This window comes from Enterococcus camelliae (assembly GCF_042685105.1).
GTDB classification, from domain to species: Bacteria; Bacillota; Bacilli; order Lactobacillales; family Enterococcaceae; genus Enterococcus_G; species Enterococcus_G camelliae.
This window is the reverse complement of record NZ_JBHUMO010000004.1, coordinates 24,192-42,990: the sequence shown is the minus strand read 5'-3', so window position 1 is coordinate 42,990 and position 18,799 is coordinate 24,192. Positions and strand designations below refer to the sequence as shown.

Here is an 18,799-nt window from a genome sequence, read left to right as displayed (position 1 = left end):
ATGTTGTGGTCCTTTTTATTGGTCTTGGATAAGTCATCCAAGTGCTAGTATAAAGGATTTTTTTGTTTCATGGAATAAAAAAATTTTTTAATGCAACACTAGTGGCCCAATTTGTAAGTATCGCCTGCTCCGACCCCATTATCCGGTTTAACAATTACTGGATAACCAAGTTCTTCTGCTAATGATAAGGCATCTTCTGTTCCGCTAAATACGCGACCATTGGCTACGGGTAAACCAATTTGACGAAAGACTTTTTTCATCTTGGATTTGTGCGTAACAATATCCACATCTTCAGGGCGATAACCCAGAACATTAAAATCTTGACGTAGTCTGGCGTCAAGTGCTAACCAGTGCTCATTGTGGGATTCAATTCGGTCGATTTTACCATATTTAAAGGCAAAAAAAGCAACTGCTTTATAAACTTGATTGTAATCTTCCATATCATCTACCCGATAATATTCGGTTAAATTTCTTCGTAATTCCTCTGGCAAACTTTCATAAGCAGCATCAGCAATGCCAAGTGTGCGCATCCCAGCTTCTTTTAAACGGGCAGCAAACGGAAGAAAATTCGTTGGAAAATGGGGAGAAATCAAAACAAAATTTTTCATCAGATCACCTTTCTTTCTAGCATGAATGGCAGAGAAATTCTCCCTCACAACACGCAGGTATTTTCTCATTTATAATCGAATTTTAATTAAAATGCAAGTTCTATCTTAAATTTGATAAAAACGGAATTGAATATTTTTATCCGTATAAGTTATTTTTATGCAATTATTATTTTCCGTTCAAGTAGTCAAAAACAATAGAATGTTCATTTTAAAACGGATGAATTCGTTTTATATTCAATTTTATGCCGAAATAATTAATTTTTATTAATAAAATGATTGAAAAAACTGATAATATAGATTATATTATTAGATAATTATTGAATGTTTATTCAGAAAAGAGTGATAAAATGAATGTCGGTATTGTGGGTGTGACGGGATACAGTGGGATGGTTTTATATTCCTTTCTCATCAATCATTCAGAAGTTGATGAAATCTACCTTTATGGTAATCAAACCAATGCAGAGCCGCGTCAACTATCCAAAATTTTACCGGCTTTTGGCGAGAATCATCTCGTGATTTATCCATTTGATTCGGAGAAAGTGAAAGAGCAGGTGGATTGTTTATTTTTTGCAACTCCTTCTGGTACAGCGAGTCAATTCGCTGCATCTTTGATTGAAAGTGCGTTTCCTGTCATTGATTTATCGGGGGACTATCGGCTTCATTCAGCTGCAGAGTACGACAAATGGTATGGGCAACCCAATCGAATGCTTCCTGATCAAGCGAAGGTGACGTATGGCTTAAGTGAATTCACTCAGGACTACGCAAACTATGTAGCAAACCCAGGTTGTTATGCCACTGCTGTTTTATTAGCACTCGCACCACTGGCGATGGAAGGACTGTTAGAGACTGATTCCATTATCGTTGATGCCAAGTCTGGAGTATCCGGTGCAGGGAAAAAGTTGGCTTCATCCAGTCATTTTCCTTTCATCAATGAAAATGCATGGGTATACAAATTGAATCATCATCAGCATATTCCGGAAATGATTCAGCAATTGCAAAAGTGGGATGGGGAGATTCAATCCATACAGTTTTCAACTACCTTGTTACCGATTACTCGAGGAATCATCGCTAACCATTACGTCAAATTAAAGAAAAAGATGACCCAAGAAACGCTAGAAAAGGTGTATCGAAATTATTATGATGAATGTTTATTTGTTCGATTTAGGGGACAGGAATTACCAATGATTAAAGATGTCACCGGATCAAATTTTTGTGACATTGGATTAGTCATGAATGAAACAACCCAAGTTCTGACGATTGTCTCAGTTTTAGATAATTTGGTGAAAGGGGCAGCGGGTCAGGCAGTGCAGAATTTTAATAAGTTGTTTGGATTTGAGGAATCAGCTGGACTGCCGCTTCTTCCTCAATGTCCATAAAGAGGAGGAACAAATCATGAATGAATGGACGGAGCAAGTTTTTACGTGGCCCAAAGGATACACAAGTGATGCAGTTCATGCCAAGTTACGCTACAGCAAATTAGATGTTGGATGGTTGGTATCTGATGTACCAGCCGCGGCGGCAGGAGTTTACACCACCAATCAATTTTGTGCAGCACCAACTGCTAGCATGAAGCGGTTGATTCAAACCAATCATCAACTGCAAGCCCTGGTTATGAACAGTGCCTTTGCTAATGCATGTACGGGCGAACAAGGTATCAAAGATGTCCTACAAGAGCAACAATGGGTGGCAGAAAAATTGGCAATTGATCCGTCTTTAGTGGGGGTGGCCTCTACGGGTTTGATTGGCGCCTACCTACCAATGGAAAAAATGGCAAAAGGCATAGCCGCATTAAAAAAAACCACCAATATTCTACTGACAGAAGCCATCTTAACCACTGATACAAAAACCAAAACCCTTTGTCTTACGGCAACGATTGCAGGGAAGAAATGCACATTTAGTGGGTTTGCCAAAGGTTCGGGTATGATTCATCCCAATATGGCGACAATGCTGGGATTTGTTGTGACGGATTGTGCGATTGCAGCTGAGTGCTTGCAAAGCATGCTTAGTGAATTAACGGATGAAACCTTCAATCAAATCACGGTCGATGGCGACACGTCAACCAATGACGCGGTAGTGTTACTTGCCAATGGTTTGGCAGAAAACCCGGTGGTGACATTGACAAAGGAAGAGTATCCATTTGTGAAAGAACTGTATCGTTTTTTATTGACGGAGCTAGCCAAAATGATTGCCCGCGATGGAGAAGGTGCTACCAAATTGATTGAAGCAACAGTCAATGGCGCAAAGACCAAAAATGAAGCACAAATAATAGCCAAAGCGATTGTGGGCTCGAATTTGGTAAAAGCGGCCATGTTTGGTAATGATCCCAATTGGGGCCGCATCATCAGTACAATTGGTGCGACAAACTGCCAGTTTCAACCAGACAAAGTGACCGTAAAACTAAACCAAATAGAAGTAGTGAAAGATGGTCAACCCGTTCCATTTTCGGAGCAAGAAGTAAGCAACTCATTGCAACAAGCAACTGTTTTTATTGATGTCGATTTACAAACTGATTCACAAGTGGGGAAGGCGTGGGGTTGTGATTTAACCTATGATTACGTCAAAATTAATGCAACCTATTCAACCTAAAAAAGACCACGTTGAGCAATAACAAGAGAGAAGAGGGATTCGATGGAAAATCTAATCGTTATTAAAATTGGTGGCAATGCCATGAACGAATTAACCGAAGCATTTTATACGCAAGTGATGAATTGGCGAATGATGGGAAAAAAGGTCTTGATTGTTCACGGTGGTGGCAATAAAATCACCGAATTTTCAAGGAAATTGCATCTACCAGTTCGCAAAGACAACGGGATTCGAGTAACCGATTTTGCAACATTAGAACTTACACGGATGGTTCTCTTGGGTTTTGCTCAACCGCAAATTTTACAGCACTTAGCTGATCATGACCTGTCAGCTATTGGGTTACATGCTGCGATTAATCACTTGATTACCGGCACATGTGTGAATCGGGAACGTTACGGGTTTGTCGGCGAGATTACGCAGGTAAATGAAGAAGTTTTCGCCAGTATTCTAGAGACTGATATTGGTGTATTGGCACCATTAGCCATTGATGAAGAAGGTAGCTGGCTTAATATCAACGGGGATACTGCAGCAGCAAGCATTGCCAGCCTGTTACAAGCCGAGGCTCTTTATCTAATAACGGATGTTCCAGGAGTATTAAACGAGGGGAAAGTTCTTCCTCAACTTGATGCGAATCAGGCTAGTTTGCTGCAACAACAGAATATCATTACAGCGGGGATGCAACCCAAATTAAGGGCCGCGTTTCATGCTCTTCAAAACGGTGTTGAAAAAATAATGATCACCAATACACTCAGTCAAGCAGGTACAGCAATTTTAAAGGAAGGGGCTCATCAATATGACTACACTATTTCCAACCTATAACCGGTTTCCATTTGAAATTATTTCAGGATCAGGTGTGACCATCACAGATCAAACAGGCAAGCAATACCTGGATTTAACAAGTGGCATTGGGGTGTGTAATCTGGGGTACAATGTCAAACAATTAAATGAGGCAGTAACGGCACAGTTGGGCCAAATTTGGCATACTTCAAATTTATATGAAAATCATCTTCAAGAAGCAGTAGCCGAAAAATTGGTTCAAGGCGAAGACAAAGTAGTATTTTTCTGCAACTCAGGTACGGAAGCAAATGAGGCTGCGTTAAAACTGGCACGTAAAGCGACTGGGAAAACCAAGATACTTTCATTCAACCATTCATTTCATGGACGTTCTACGGGTTCTCTGTCAGTGACGGGAAATGAACAAATAAAAGAAGGGTTTGGAGAATTGCTGAGCGATGTCACCTTCATGCCGTACAACGATTTTCAATCGTTACAAGCAATCACGGAAGATTATGCGGCAGTGATTGTCGAAGTAGTTCAAGGGGAAGGCGGGATGACCGCTGGAGAGGCAGATTGGTTAGAGGCATTGGATACAGAATGCAAGGACAAAGGAGTCTTGTTAATCATTGATGAAGTGCAATCTGGTATGGGCCGAACAGGCAAACTTTTCGCGTATCAACATTATGCGATGGATCCGGATATTGTCACTTCGGCCAAAGGGTTGGCAAACGGGATTCCAGTTGGAGCTATGATTGGGAAAAAAGAACTCGCTTCGGCCTTTTCAGCAGGTGCTCATGGGACAACTTTTGGTGGAAATCCGCTTGCAATGGCCGCTGCAAATCAAGTCTTAACGATTTTGGATGATGAATTTTTGGAGGCTGTCACGCAAAAAGCTGCCTTATTCTGGTATTATTTAGAAAAAGACCTAGCCAATTTAGCAGTTGTAGAAAGTCTTTCTGGGAAAGGGTTGATGATAGGCATCCACCTAGCACCTGAACTACCTGTAGGCAACGTTATTCAAGCATTGCACCAAGAAGGTGTGTTGACACTATCTGCACACGGCAATACGCTACGTTTATTACCCCCACTTGTCATTAAAGGCGCTGATCTGATTGAAGCAAGTCAAAAGATAAAACAAGTCTTACAAATGAGCATGGTTCACCAATAGGAGGGTTCGTATGCATTTTCAAGGAAAATCTTTTCTAAAAGAGATTGATTTTACAGGTAGTGAGTTACATTATTTGATTGATTTTGCCATTCATTTAAAGCAATTGAAGAAGCAACATATTCCTCACCCTTATTTAGCTGGTAAAAATATTGCACTTTTGTTTGAAAAAACATCCACAAGAACGCGCTCAGCATTTACGGTTGCCGCCAATGATTTAGGAGCCCATCCGGAATTTTTAGGAAAAGAGGATATCCAGCTTGGGGAAAAAGAATCGGTGAGTGATACGGCTAAAGTTTTGGGAAGTATGTTTGACGGAATCGAATTTCGGGGATTTGACCAACAAGTGGTTGAACAACTGGCAGCCGATAGCGGGGTTCCTGTTTGGAATGGCTTAACGGATAGTTGGCATCCGACTCAAATGATCGCTGATTTTATGACACTCAAGGAGCAGTTTGGCACACTTGAAGGCAAAACACTGGCTTATGTAGGAGATGGCCGAAACAATGTGGCCAACAGTCTACTAGTTACGGGTGCTATGCTTGGTGTTTCGATTCAGATAGGGGCACCACTTGCATTACAACCAGAGAAATGGGTTCGTGAACTGGCGGAAGGTTATGCCGAACAGACCGGTGCAACGATTTTTATTACCGAAGAAGTAACAGAAGCCGTCAAAGGGGCGGATGCTTTGTACACCGATGTCTGGATTTCAATGGGTGAGTCGATTGACGTCGACGAACGTGTGAAGTTGTTGTTGCCCTACCAAATTAACGCGGATCTACTTCAAAAAACAGGCAATCCTGACACGATTGTTTTGCATTGTTTGCCTGCTTTTCATGATAAGCAAACAAGTAAAGGAAAACAATTGACGGATCAGTTTCAAGTTGCAGCATTGGAAATAACGGATGAGGTCTTTCAAGGGCCAAAGTCCAAAGTCTTTGAACAAGCCGGGAATCGGATGCATGCGATTAAGGCAATCATGGCAGTTACTTTGGGAAACCTCTTCATTCCCGATACTTTTTTTGAACAAACCTAAGAACAACATCTTTCACCAATGAACAACAAAGCGTTCATTAGCGAAAGATGTTCTTTTTTTAGCCAAAAAGCGAAAAGTGACAAAATAATGAAAGAATTTTCTGAAAAATCATTGACTTAATTATAAATTAGGATTATTTTAATTAACAACTAATGGAAAACTCATCAAAAGAAAGGGTGAAAGACATGAAACAAGTCAAAGTTTTATTAGTCATTATTATTAGGTGTAGGACATAGACAATTAGCAAAGTGAATGCTAATGACTAGGTCCTATTCGTCTTCGTCGAATAGGATTTTTTTTATACAAAAATACGCAATCTCGGAAGACCTCAAAGAATAGAAATTTGAGATGGGGGAGCGTTTAAAGAAGAAAAGTGTTTTTGATTGAGCCCTAGTATTTTGGTGAGTCTAAATAGGCAGTTCTATTGATGAATGGTTCATTAGTTGTGTGTTGAATTGAAGAAAGAAGGAATGAAAAAATGAAACAAGTAGCAGTATTTAGTCAGTGGGTTTCAAAATATTTTACACTCTTAGTCGTCGTTGTGGCAGTCTTTGCCTTTGTCGTGCCAAGTGTCGGATTAGCTATTGTTCCGTATACTTCTTATTTATTAATGCTTGTTTTGTTTGGAATGGGCTTGAGTCTAAGTGTAGCTGATTTTAAACGAATCGCCAAAAATCCATTGCCCGTTATTCTTGGGACCATCGCTCATTATGTGATTATGCCATCATTGGCGTTTCTTTTGGTGAAGCTTTTTCGTTTAGATGGAGCATTGGCTGTTGGCGTTATTTTGGTTGGATCAGCACCTTCAGGGACCTCCTCCAATGTAATGGCATTTATTGCAGGAGGCGACGTCGCATTAGATGTTTCAATTGGGTTTCTATCAACATTGTTGGCCCCTGTTATGTTGCCGTTACTGGTTTCCGTCTTAGCAGGTAGTTATATCGATGTTCCAGCAGAAGCCATGTTCTTAAATACGGTAAAAATTGTCTTGATTCCAGTTGTCTTAGGGGTTGTTTTGCATACCTTTTTTGGTCACAAGTTGGATAAGGTGAATCAAGTTACACCCATGGTTTCACAACTAGCTATTTTGGCAATCATTGTGGCTGTATTTTCTGCCAATCATGCAACATTTACTGAAGCAGCAACATTTTTAGTTATTCCAGTTGTGATGTTGCATAATTTATGTGGCTATGGCTTAGGATTTTTGTTTGCAAAAGTGATTAAATTGGATCACCCCCAACAAAAGGCAATCACCTTTGAGGTTGGAATGCAAGATTCAGCTTTAGCTGCCACCCTTGCCTTGAAATTCTTTACACCGCAAGCAGCAGTCGCCGCCACTATCTTTTCTATTTGGCATAACTTATCTGGTTCGGTTTTAGCAACTTGGTGGAAGAGTCGTGATGCAAAAGAAGGTGACAAACTGACAGAAGCATCTGCCGTATAAGCAATTTTTCATAGTCAAACGATGGAGCCTTGTGTGATTATTCTCCATCGTTTGTTTTTTTGAATAGGTTATCGTTCAATGAATAGAAATTGCGAGTGAGGGTCGAAAATCAAATGAAAAAGCAAGTTCATTTAAGGAGGACCACAAGCACCTTGGCCGTTAAGCATCCACGGTCAGAGCCATTTATTAGATGGGATGCGGGATTGTTTGATTCAGGTAACGAATGGCGCCTTATCTAACTATTCATCGTGTTATGGCGTTGTCTTTTTTTTGGTAAATGCGAATAAGCGAATATAAAACCAAATCAAACAAGCGATGCTACCAGCGACGAGCGTCATTTTACCAGCTAACTGGGTAAAAAAAGAGTGGAGAGCAGGGATACGCAATAATAAACCAGAGATAGCAGAAAAATAAACAAAGGGGAGAATAGCTATCAATAGTTCGGCTTGTTTTTGGCGATTCATAAAAAAATAACCGGTGATGACGGCTAGAAAAAGAAGAATGAAGCCAATCATGAAAGAATTGGAAACAGAAATAGCAAAAAAGTTCGGCAAGAAGAGTTGCGCGCCAATCACGCCAAAAAATAACGTACCTGCAACAACAAAAAGTACTATGTAAAGGAGTATTTTATTTTTAATCAGTTGAGTATAGATGCTTTTTTGAATAATTAAAAACAAGCAAGCAATGAAAACAATTGTCAAAACCCCGTTGATTAGAAAGTTTCCAAGCCGTAACTGATTGCTTGTATCGCTAAATTGAGAGATAAGTGTATAAAAACTACTGAGGCCAAAAATATATCCCGCCCACTTCATCAGATTTTTTTTGCTTGATTTCGGAAGGGTATCAAGTAATTGTTCAGCTAGCTTTTGGGGGTGATGGCCATAGTAATCGGCTGCCGTCAAACCTTCTTTCTGGGCATCAAGAATATCTTGCAGGATTTCAAGTAGTTGTTCTTCTAACTTTTTTTCATCTAGGAAGAATCCCCGAATTCTTGTGTACACCAACAAATCAGAATAATAGGTTTCATTTTCCTTTGTCAGTTGTTCCCGCAGTTGGTTGTTTTGTTCAATAAGTCGTTCGGTATTTCCGTCAGTCATGTTGTAATCCTCCTTCTAATTGAGTAAAGTGCTCGACGGTAGTAAGCAGTGCTTGCCATTCTTTAAGAAATGCTTCAGCCAGTTCGTCACCAATCGCTGTTACTTGGTAATATTTGCGATCGGGACCATCTGCAGAAGGCTTCATGTGACTGGTCAGTGCGCCTTTTTTTTCTAATTTTTGCAAAAGAGGATAGACAGTCCCGCCTACCATTTCGGTAAACCCCATTCGCTTTAGCTCTTGAACCAATTCATAACCATAGACCTCTTTTTTCTGAATGAGCAAAAGAACACATCCTTCCAATACACCTTTTAGCAATTGCGTATTTTTCATAAGTCGATCCTTTCATCTAGTATGTAATACAACTTAGTCGATGAAAGAAGTATAGCAAGGATTAACTAGTATGTAAAGCATAATAGAAAAAAGTAGCAACTGCCTTTTTTAGACAGCCGCTACTAGGATTATTTTATGCGAGTGATGGCCTTTGTTCGTTGCAATTGTTTCATGCCAGGCAACAGAAGCACGACAGCCAGACTTATCAAATAAATGAGACTGAGAAAAAGCATGACAGCAGCAAGGGAGTAGTGGTCAATCAAAAAACCGATGAGGATGGAGGAAAACCCACCGACTGCTCGGCCAAGATTCATAATAAAATTGTTTGCGGTGGCACGTATTTCTGTTGGGTACAAACTACTAATGATGGCACCATAACCACCGTACATGCCATTAATGAAGTAACCAACCACCATAGCTGCGGCGATTAAGGTCCATTTATTGGTCGCCAGAACCAGTAAATACACACTAATAGAAGAAAAGAGTAGGAAGATAGCAAAAGCAAATTGGGGACCGATTTTGTCCATAATAGTGCCAAAGGTTAACATGCCCAGAGACATACCGAGAATCGTGCAGACCATCCAGAGTGAGGAACCTGAGACAGAGAGGTTCAAGCGTTGTTGCATAATGGAAGGTAACCAATTCATTAGACCAAAGTAACCAGCAATTTGCACAGTAACCATGATACTTAAGCCAAGTGTTTGCAGGATTAAGTGGTTTGTTGTGAATAGATCTTGTAACCGACTACGTTTCTTGGTTTGTTTTACTTTATGGAAAGCTGGGGGTTCTTTTAAGTTACGGCGAATAAATAAGACCATAAAAACAGGAAGAGCTCCGATGACATAAAGCATTTTCCATCCTAATGTTGGAATAATAAGAGAAGCTAAAATTGCTGCTAAGGCCGCGCCAACTTGTCCACCAATTCCAGCAATGGAGGTTGCCAGACCCAAATGTTTTTTTGAAACACTCTCTGAAATAAGTGCCATACAAGCGCCATATTCGCCACCTGCACCAATCCCAGCAATAAAACGAAATAGGTACACAAGATAAATATTTGAAGCAAAGTACATCAATAGCGAAGCAATGGAAAAGAGCAGAACAGTAGATGAAAAAACTTTGACGCGACCGTATTTATCAGCCATTAGTCCAAAAAAAATACCTCCAAAAATAATAAAAAAATTAATTAAAAATCAACTATTATTTTATTTTTTTGTAAAATGCTTCTTGAACATATACAGAAACTTGACCATCGTTGACAGGGAATACACCTTTTCCTGTCTCATCTAAAGTGACAATGGCTTCATTATGATGCAATAGATCAACAAAGGACTTGTTCGCGTACCGTGGATGGAGTGTCATTTCTTTTTCCCCGCCGGATGCGTTTGTCATTAAGACAACAAAGCCTCCATCTGATTGATTGTCTTCACTAATGGTTGCCCAACCAATAATGGATGGATCATCAAAAGAATCGACTTCCTTTCCTCCTAAGAGTGCTTTGCGAACCGCCAACAAATCAAGTAGAGGTTGCCCAACTGGAGCGATGTCTTTACTTGGAATCCCATATAAGTCACCCCAAAAAACAACAGGCGTCCCTTCTTGCCGTAATAAGATACATGCATAGGCATGGAGTTTAAACCAACCAGCTACCCATGACTCGAGGATCTGACCAATTTGCGTATCGTGATTGTCGACAAATGTCACAGCAAAATCAGGTTGACGGTCAACTAAACTATTGTCAAATAGCGTCCGCATATCGAATTGACCATTGGAATGAGAAGCTTCATAAAACTGAAAATGCAACGGCACATCAAATAAATTGACCATATTACCAGATGATTTTAGGTAATCTTCCAGTTTTTCTGTTTCATTTGACCAGTATTCCCCGACAACAAACAATTCCCGTCCTGCTTGCTTGTTGCGATTGAGTAACCAGTCAACATAATAAGAAAACTCGATGTGTTTGACAGCATCTAAGCGGAAACCATCAACTTGGGTCAAATCATAAAACCAAGAGCCCCATTTTTCTAGTTGGGCGATTGTGTCTTCATTATTCATATCCAAGTCGCAGCCCATCAGATAATCGAAGTTTCCTTTTTCATCATCGACCTCCTCGCTCCAACCCTTGTCTCCAATGTTAAAAAGCGCATGGCTTTTGGATCGTTCGTCATAATCAACACCCGAAAAATTTTTCCAAGTCCAGACATAGTCATCGTACTTCCCTGCACGACCTGGAAAGGTGAATTTGGTCCAGGCTTCAATCTCCTCTTGTGCACTTTCTTCTTCCGTACGATTATCAGGATTGTATTGAACAGCGGGAAATTTTTCTAACTCATCGGCCCCCATCATGTGATTAAAGACAATATCCGCATAAACGGAAAGACCGGCTTCTTTCAGCGCACTGATGGCAGCAAGATAGTCCGCTTTCGTGCCATATTTGGTGGCCATCGTGCCTTTTTGATCGAATTCACCTAAATCGAATAAATCATAGACACCATAGCCAACATCCTCTTTGCCAGCAGCCCCTTTATAGGCAGGTGGTAACCAAATGCCAGTGAAGCCAATTTTTACCAGTTCATCAGCCATCCTAGCCACTGTATGCCAATGCGTACCGTCGTTCGGTAAATACCATTCAAATCCTTGCAAGATGACTTCTTTTCCCATAATTGCTGCCTCCTTTGCGTACTCTGCTTTTATTCTAATCTATTTTCCATTCTTGGCAAATCACAGCCTTCTGAAAGCCAGCTTTATTGGTTAATTTGTTCTGCTTTGTAACTGCTTCATGATAGAAAAAAATTATCACGCTAAGATGAAGGTTCCGTAAGTTTTCTCATTATTTTTTCATTTTTCGGACGTCGTGATAGAAAAGACGAATCATCCCAGCGATTGACACTTGTCGGTGACATCGCTATGCTAGCTACAATTAAATAGCCTGCAAAGAAGAGATAAGTAGGTACTCAATCATTTCTAAGAGAGTCCAGACTGGTGAAAATGGATAAATGAGGAGTAAGGAAAATGGTCTCGGAGCAGTCGATTCCGAAATGAGTAGGGATTGACGGGAGTGTCCGTTAACAACACCGAGTATCAGGGGATACTTGTAGAGGTTATCTTGGCAAAAAAGATAACGAAGATAAGGTGGTACCGCGTGATGACGCCCTTTCAGATTGTTTCTGAAGGGCTTTTTTTATTTTAAAAAATGAGAGGTGGCGGGTATGAAGCTGGCAGGGTTGGCTACAAACGATTTTCGAAGATGGTAAGGTGGAAAAAGAAGCAACAATGAGTGGAGGAAAAGAGAATGGGAAAACAAACAAGTTCAGAAAATTGGCATTTTGAAACAAAGCAACTGCATATTGGTCAAGAACAAGCGGATCCAGCGACTGACGCGCGGGCCGTTCCAATTTATGCAACCAGTTCGTACGTTTTTCGGGATTCCCAACATGCTGCGGATCGATTTGGTTTGCGGGATGCAGGAAATATCTATGGTCGGTTGACCAACCCAACGCAAGAAGTATTTGAAAAACGGATCGCGGCATTAGAAGGTGGTGTCGCATCGTTAGCCGTTGCTTCCGGTGCGGCGGCCGTTCACTATACGATTACGGCTTTGGCCAAATCGGGTGAACACATTGTTGCGTCAGAAACCATTTATGGGGGGACGTATAATTTGTTAGCCAATACGTTACCACTCGTAGCCGGGGTGACGGCATCTTTTGTTGATCCTCAGGTAGAGGGAGCTTTTGAAGCAGCCATTCAGCCCAATACCAAAGCCATTTTTATTGAAACGCTAGGCAACCCCAACTCAAATATTATTGACATAGAAGCAATTGCCAAAATTGCCCATGAGCATAATATTCCGTTGGTGATTGATTCGACATTTGCGACACCGTATTTGCTACGACCAATTGAACATGGGGCAGATATTGTGGTTCATTCAGCCACGAAATTTATTGGCGGACATGGTACGGCAATTGGTGGGGTGATTGTTGATGGAGGCACATTTGATTGGAAAGCGGCCAATAAATTTCCTTGGATAGCAGATCCAAATCCAAGTTATCATGGCATAGCTTTTGCAGAAGCTGCTGGACCAGCGGCGTTTGCTACCTATATTCGAGCGATTTTATTGCGTGATACGGGCGCGACGGTCTCGCCTTTCCATGCCTTTTTGTTTCTACAAGGGTTAGAAACGTTGTCATTACGGGTGGAACGTCATGTGGAAAATGCTCTGAAGATTGTCGACTATTTGGCCAATCATCCGCAAGTCGAGGCGGTTCATCATCCATCGTTGCCAACAGAGACGAGCCATGCATTGTATCAACGCTATTTTCCAAAGGGAGCAGGGTCGATTTTTACGTTTGAAATAAAAGGCGATGCAGCCACAGCTCAGAACTTTATTGATCATTTGCCTATTTTTTCTTTGTTAGCCAATGTCGCCGACGTGAAGTCGTTGGTGATTCATCCTGCCAGTACGACACATTCTCAACTAACGGAAAAAGAGCTCTTGGAACAAGGCATTAAACCAAATACCATTCGTTTGTCCATAGGCATTGAACAGATTGATGATTTGCTTGCAGCCTTGGATGAAGCTTTTCGCGCCGTAGAGTAAAAGCATTCCGCTAAATGAGGTTCACTCGTTTCATGTAGACAGTCCATTTCAAGCAGTGGTATACTAAGCAAAATCGAATGACGCATACTGATAGCTGCGTACCAACTAGACAACAGCAGATAGCGAAAAAAAGGAACCTTTCAGTCATTGGTACTGGGAGGTTTTCTTTTTATTAGAAAGGCAATTGTTTCGCATGGGAAAGCATACACTGATTGAGAGGGAGAGAACACTATGAATGATGGAATAAATAGAGGCGATTTTTTAATCAACTTTCGGCATGAATTGCATCGGCACCCTGAATTATCAACAAAGGAATTTGAAACAACACGTCGTTTACGAACAATTTTGGAAGAAGCTAAGGTCGAGTTGCTGCCAGTTGATTTACCAACAGGGGTCTTTGCCCGCATTCAAGGAGCCAAGCCTGGCCCAACGATTGCGTTACGTTCTGATATCGATGCCTTGCCTATTTTAGAAAAATCGGGCGTGCCCTATGTTTCAGAAAATCCAGGAGTTATGCACGCGTGTGGCCACGACTTTCATATGGCGGTGATTTTGGGTGCAACCCTTTCCCTAAATGAACGCAAGGCAGATTTGGCGGGGACACTCATTGTTTTGTTTCAACCGGCAGAGGAAACGGGTGTTGGCGCGAAATCCGTTTTAGAATCAGGCGTACTCGAAAATGTTTCCGCTATCTTTGGCTTTCACAACGATCCATCCTTACCCGTGGGCGCACTAGGTACGAAAGCAGGCGCATTAACAGCTGCTGTTGATCGCTTTGCCATTCAGATTCACGGTGCTGGAGCGCATGGTGCCAAACCAAATGAAGGCAAAGATCCGCTGCTTGTTGTTGCTCAGATTATTCAAGACTTTCAAACCATCGTAAGTCGAAATCTGGCTCCCGATGCCCATGCGGTGGTGAGCATTACGCAGATTCACGGTGGCAATACCTGGAACGTCATTCCCGAAGAAGCGATGCTTGAGGGCACTGTCCGCACGTTTAGTCGTGCAGATCGAGCGTTCATCGAAACACGCATTCGTGCCATCCTGGCTGGACTAGCCATTGCAAATGATGTCACGATTGATTTGGATTGGTTTGGCAATTGCCCTTCTGTTTTTAATGATGAAAAGTGGACGGCACTTGCCTTAGAAGTTTCAAAAGAAATGGGTTATGATACACGCGTTGTTAAGGAAACTGCTATTGGCGAAGACTTTGCTTACTACCAAGAAGCAATCCCTGGTTGTTTTGTGATGATTGGCTCGGGCGGCCCCTATGAATTGCATGACCCGCGTTTCCGCTTGGATGACCAGGCATTGCTGCCAGCTGTGGACTATTTCGTTCGTTTTATTGAAAAAATCGGAGAAGAATCGCAACGATGAAACGTTTTCCATATATAATAGAAGAATCTAAGAAAAAGGAGCGGATAACATGAACATCCAGCAAATGCGCTATGTTGTCGCAATTGCCAACAACGGGAGTTTTCGTGAAGCGGCCAAAAAATTGTATATTTCTCAACCTAGTCTTTCGCATGCAATCAAAGAATTGGAAAATGAAATTGGGCTCTCGCTCTTTGAACGCACCAACCATGGCGCAAAATTGACTTCGGATGGCAAAGATTTTCTACAATATTCTCAGCAGGTTTTGGCTCAGGTTAGTTTGTTAGAAAATCGCTTTTTGTCCAGAGAACAGCGAGAACATCATTTTTCCATTGCTAGTCAACATTACGATTTTGTTGCTGAAGTGATGAGCCGCTTAATTAAAGAGTTTCCTGAGTACACCAATTTTCGAATTTTTGAAAATACGACTATGAATGTGATCAAAGATGTTGAAAACTTTCGCAGCGAGATTGGCGTGATGTATTTCAACAATCGCAATCGGCGAGGGTTGTTACGTTTGCTAGAAGGCGGCAATTTGACCTATCGAGTCATGGGCGATTTTCAAACCCATATCTTTTTAAGTGAGCACCATCCGTTAAGCCGTAAAAAATCAGTCACCGTCCAGGATTTAGAACCCTTCCCGCAAGTACGATTTACGCAAGAAGACAACCATTACACCTTCTTTTCAGAGGATATCTTGGATTTCTTTGATGCAGAACAAGTCATCCATACCACTGATCGTGCCACCTTGGTCGGCATCTTACATGAAACAGATGCTTATGGCTCCGGTTCAGGTCTCGTGAAATACCCCGAAAGGCAAGGCATTAAATTAATTCCTTTAGAAAATGAGGAAGACAACCAGCTCGTGTTGATTTATAAAAACCAAGCAACATTTTCATTTTTAGGCAAGAAATTTATTGCCTACTTAGAAGAGTATTTGGACAGTATGAGGATAGTGAAATAATCGTTTTCCTTAATTATTGTTTTGTGTATAATAAAGTTAGCAGTTTGTCCGTAAATTGGACAAATGAGCTAATCTACACTGACAGTTTGTCCTGTTTGCGGACATGGAAAACCAGCTGTATACGCTGATATGATCGCCTTTTCAGGGCTATCTAATCGGAACCCACCCCGTATAAGAGGGGCCAAATCTTCTTTGGTATTTTTATTATCGATTAACACGTTTGGACTGTATTTTTTTTCAGGCATGGTTTAAACTAATGAAAAGCTTCAACATTAGGAGGAATAGCAATGAGTGAGAAAAAAGTAAAACCAGTAGGACCCTATTCTCGTTCCAGAAGTACGGAAGGTCTTGTTTTTGTATCAGGTCAATTAGGCATCAATCCGGAAACGGGATCGTTAGTCGAGGGTGTAGAGAATCAAGCCACGTTTTCATTGAAAAACGTTGAGGCAGTTTTGGCTGAAGATGGATTGACATTGGCCAATGTGGTAAAAGCCACGGTTCTCCTAGCCAACATTGATGATTTTCAAGCTGTCAATGCGGTGTACGCCAGCTTTTTTGAAGAACCATATCCAGCCAGAAGTGCATTTGCAGTCAAAGACTTGCCATTAGGTGCACTAGTTGAAATTGAAGTTATCGCAGAAAAATAAACCAAGCCAATCATCCTTCCCTGAAGAGCGCAAATGAATCGTTTTCATTTGTTGCTTTTTTTTGTTTACAAAAACACATGTGTGTATTATAATATGAATGAATTAACATATGATTAATAAAACATTTGTTTGGAGGGGAAGAGTATGGAAGAGCATGTTAACTGTCAAAAATACGAACACACACCTGAACATACCCATGAACATACACACAATCATGAACATGCGCATGGGCATAATCATGGTCAGTCACCGGTGGTTTTGTTTTTCGTTGGGTTGCTTTTATTTATCGCGGGGCTGTTGCTACATCGTGTGATAGGAGAATTTTCGAATGGCCTCTTTTTCCTTGTGGTTGTCTTCTCTGGTTACCACGTGATAGGTGAAGGATTTGGAGACACCTATCGAGCAAGCGTAGCGGCCAAAAAGTTTGTACCGAATATTCATTTATTAATGACGTTAGCAGCGGTAGGCGCAATGCTACTGGGTAATTTTGAGGAGGCGGCCTTATTAATTTTGATTTTTGCCGGAGCGCACTTTTTAGAGGAGTATGCAGAAGGGAAGAGTCGTCGGGAAATTACCAATTTGTTGAATTTGAACCCAACTGAAGCGCAATTACTTCAAGCCGATGGAACGACTAAAACGGTTTCGGTAGCTAAATTGTCAATTGGGGATCGAGTCAAAGTTTTGAATGGGGCTCAAGTACCAACAGATGGCAAAATTATTAGTGGGACAACTGCAATCGACGAATCATCTATTAATGGGGAAAGCATGCCAAAAGAAAAAACGGTTGGCGATGAAGTATTCGGGAGTACGATTAACGGTAGTGGTGTTATCACGGTTGAAGTGACGAAAGATAGTTCGGATACGGTTTTTGCAAAAATTTTGCAACTTGTTAATCAATCGCAAGCCAATCTTTCCCCTACCGCTAGTAAAATTAAGCAATTTGAACCACGATATGTTTCCTTCGTCTTGCTCTTATTGCCACTTATTATCATTGCTGGACCGTTTGTCTTTCAATGGACTTGGGAAGATAGTTTTTATCGAGGATTGGTTTTCTTGATTTCTGCTTCACCCTGTGCCTTAGCAGCGAGTGCGGTTCCAGCGACCTTATCAGGAATTTCCAACCTTGCCAAAAAAGGTGTATTGTTCAAAGGCGGCGCATTTTTAGCCAACTTAGCTGATTTGAAAGCCATCGCGTTCGATAAGACGGGGACTTTAACAGCGGGGAAACCTAGCGTGACCGATTTTGAGTTGGTTGTACCTGACGCAGAACCGCTGGTAAAAGAAATTGTCTACAATATGGAACGCCAATCCAATCATCCCCTTGCAACGGCGATTGTTCAATACTTAAAAGATCAAGTAACGGTCCGGGAATTATTGGTAGAAAATGTTATTGGAGTTGGCTTGGAAGCAACGGTTGATGGAAACTTATATCAAATAAGTAAACCCTCAGTGTTTCAAACAGTTTGTGAGGAAATGCAGACTAAACAGCAACGTTTGGCAAACGAAGGAAAAACCGTTATTTACATTGGTTGCAACCAACAAGTGATTGGGTTAATTGCTTTGATGGATGTGCCAAATGAACAAGCCAAACAAGCCATCTCCTATTTCCGTTCTCAAAATGTACGGACAACGATGATTACTGGTGATGCCCAATTAACTGGGGAAGCAGTTGGTCGGACATTAGGTGTTGATCAAGTGATTGCCAATGTTTTGCCAGAGGAAAAATCAAAAATGATTGACGAACAAAAGGCAACCTATGGCATAGTTGGTATGGTTGGTGATGGAGTGAATGATGCTCCCGCACTTGTCAAAGCGGATATCGGAATCGCTATGGGTGATGGAACTGATGTGGCGATTGATGTGGCGGATGTTGTCGTTATGAACAATGATTTAGAAAAATTAAGTGAAGCGTATCGAGTATCAAAACGGCTAAATAAGATTGTCTGGCAAAATATTATTTTTTCTATGGCTGTCGTCGGTATTTTGGTGGTTTTAAACTTTATGGGCTTAGCAAATATCACGTTTGGCGTGATTGTGCATGAGGGAAGCACCTTGGTCGTAATTGTGAATGGGTTACGATTATTAATCAATCAAAAATAATTGAAAGAGTCAGTTCGTAGTAATATTGCGTGGAACAACAATTGCTAGGGACTGACTCTTTTTGTTTGAAAAGGAA

General features: G+C 41.2%; 14 protein-coding genes, 2 pseudogenes and 1 other annotated feature. Of the genes and pseudogenes, 11 read left to right on the top strand and 5 right to left on the bottom strand.

Translation table 11 applies throughout. The features are described 5' to 3' along the window. Positions 1-107: 107 nt before the first annotated feature. Positions 108-608: pseudogene (locus tag ACFSR0_RS01005) on the bottom strand (ATP-grasp domain-containing protein); the annotation flags it as partial. Positions 609-955: 347 nt separating this feature from the next. Here ACFSR0_RS01005 and argC point away from each other — a divergent pair. The 6 genes from argC (at position 956) to ACFSR0_RS00975 (ending at position 7,613) form a co-directional block, all read left to right on the top strand. Next, on the top strand, positions 956-1,984 hold the full coding sequence (gene argC / locus ACFSR0_RS01000; protein ID WP_379979009.1) for an N-acetyl-gamma-glutamyl-phosphate reductase: 1,029 nt from the start codon (positions 956-958) through the stop codon (positions 1,982-1,984). A gap of 16 nt (positions 1,985-2,000) precedes the next feature. Continuing rightward, entirely contained in the window at positions 2,001-3,194 is a 1,194-nt protein-coding gene (gene argJ / locus ACFSR0_RS00995) for a bifunctional glutamate N-acetyltransferase/amino-acid acetyltransferase ArgJ (RefSeq protein WP_379979007.1), read from the top strand. 42 nt (positions 3,195-3,236) lie between these two features. Continuing rightward, on the top strand, positions 3,237-4,010 hold the full coding sequence (gene argB, locus ACFSR0_RS00990; RefSeq protein WP_379979005.1) for an acetylglutamate kinase: 774 nt from the start codon (positions 3,237-3,239) through the stop codon (positions 4,008-4,010). Then, positions 3,979-5,136, top strand: a complete 1,158-nt coding sequence (locus ACFSR0_RS00985) for an acetylornithine transaminase (RefSeq protein ID WP_379979011.1) — start codon at positions 3,979-3,981, stop codon at positions 5,134-5,136. The genes argB and ACFSR0_RS00985 overlap by 32 nt, the downstream gene beginning before the upstream one ends. 10 nt (positions 5,137-5,146) lie before the next feature. Next, positions 5,147-6,169, top strand: coding sequence for an ornithine carbamoyltransferase (gene argF, locus ACFSR0_RS00980; protein ID WP_379979003.1), 1,023 nt, complete (start codon positions 5,147-5,149; stop codon positions 6,167-6,169). Between the two features lie 478 nt (positions 6,170-6,647). After that, the gene (locus ACFSR0_RS00975) at positions 6,648-7,613 is read left to right on the top strand and encodes a bile acid:sodium symporter family protein (RefSeq protein ID WP_379979001.1); all 966 of its coding nucleotides are present in this window, start codon (positions 6,648-6,650) and stop codon (positions 7,611-7,613) included. Between the two features lie 251 nt (positions 7,614-7,864). Here ACFSR0_RS00975 and ACFSR0_RS00970 read toward each other — a convergent pair whose 3' ends face one another. From ACFSR0_RS00970 to ACFSR0_RS00955, 4 genes and pseudogenes are all read right to left on the bottom strand, one after another. Next, the gene (locus ACFSR0_RS00970) at positions 7,865-8,710 is read right to left on the bottom strand and encodes a DUF1129 family protein (RefSeq protein WP_379978999.1); all 846 of its coding nucleotides are present in this window, start codon (positions 8,708-8,710) and stop codon (positions 7,865-7,867) included. Beyond that, positions 8,703-9,041: a PadR family transcriptional regulator gene (locus ACFSR0_RS00965; protein ID WP_379978997.1), complete on the bottom strand. Its 339-nt coding sequence runs from the start codon at positions 9,039-9,041 to the stop codon at positions 8,703-8,705. The genes ACFSR0_RS00970 and ACFSR0_RS00965 overlap by 8 nt, the downstream gene beginning before the upstream one ends. A gap of 128 nt (positions 9,042-9,169) precedes the next feature. Then, positions 9,170-10,207 (bottom strand): annotated as a pseudogene (locus tag ACFSR0_RS00960) (MFS transporter); the annotation flags it as partial. Between the two features lie 31 nt (positions 10,208-10,238). Further along, positions 10,239-11,702, bottom strand: coding sequence for an alpha-amylase (locus tag ACFSR0_RS00955; RefSeq protein ID WP_379978995.1), 1,464 nt, complete (start codon positions 11,700-11,702; stop codon positions 10,239-10,241). Positions 11,703-11,966: 264 nt separating this feature from the next. Next, positions 11,967-12,200, top strand: a binding site (T-box leader). 133 nt (positions 12,201-12,333) lie between these two features. Between ACFSR0_RS00955 and ACFSR0_RS00950 the strand changes: the two genes are divergently transcribed. The 5 genes from ACFSR0_RS00950 (at position 12,334) to ACFSR0_RS00930 (ending at position 18,723) form a co-directional block, all read left to right on the top strand. Then, a complete protein-coding gene (locus ACFSR0_RS00950) occupies positions 12,334-13,638 on the top strand; it encodes an O-acetylhomoserine aminocarboxypropyltransferase/cysteine synthase family protein (RefSeq protein ID WP_379978993.1) in 1,305 nt (434 codons plus the stop codon). Between the two features lie 231 nt (positions 13,639-13,869). Beyond that, positions 13,870-15,015, top strand: coding sequence for an amidohydrolase (locus ACFSR0_RS00945; RefSeq protein WP_379978991.1), 1,146 nt, complete (start codon positions 13,870-13,872; stop codon positions 15,013-15,015). Between the two features lie 49 nt (positions 15,016-15,064). Beyond that, positions 15,065-15,976 (top strand): LysR family transcriptional regulator, encoded by a 912-nt coding sequence (locus tag ACFSR0_RS00940; RefSeq protein WP_379978989.1) that lies wholly within the window; start codon positions 15,065-15,067, stop codon positions 15,974-15,976. Positions 15,977-16,263: 287 nt separating this feature from the next. Next, positions 16,264-16,623, top strand: coding sequence for a Rid family detoxifying hydrolase (locus tag ACFSR0_RS00935; RefSeq protein ID WP_379978987.1), 360 nt, complete (start codon positions 16,264-16,266; stop codon positions 16,621-16,623). 144 nt (positions 16,624-16,767) lie between these two features. Further along, positions 16,768-18,723, top strand: a complete 1,956-nt coding sequence (locus ACFSR0_RS00930) for a heavy metal translocating P-type ATPase (protein ID WP_379978985.1) — start codon at positions 16,768-16,770, stop codon at positions 18,721-18,723. The last annotated feature ends 76 nt before the right edge of the window (positions 18,724-18,799 follow it).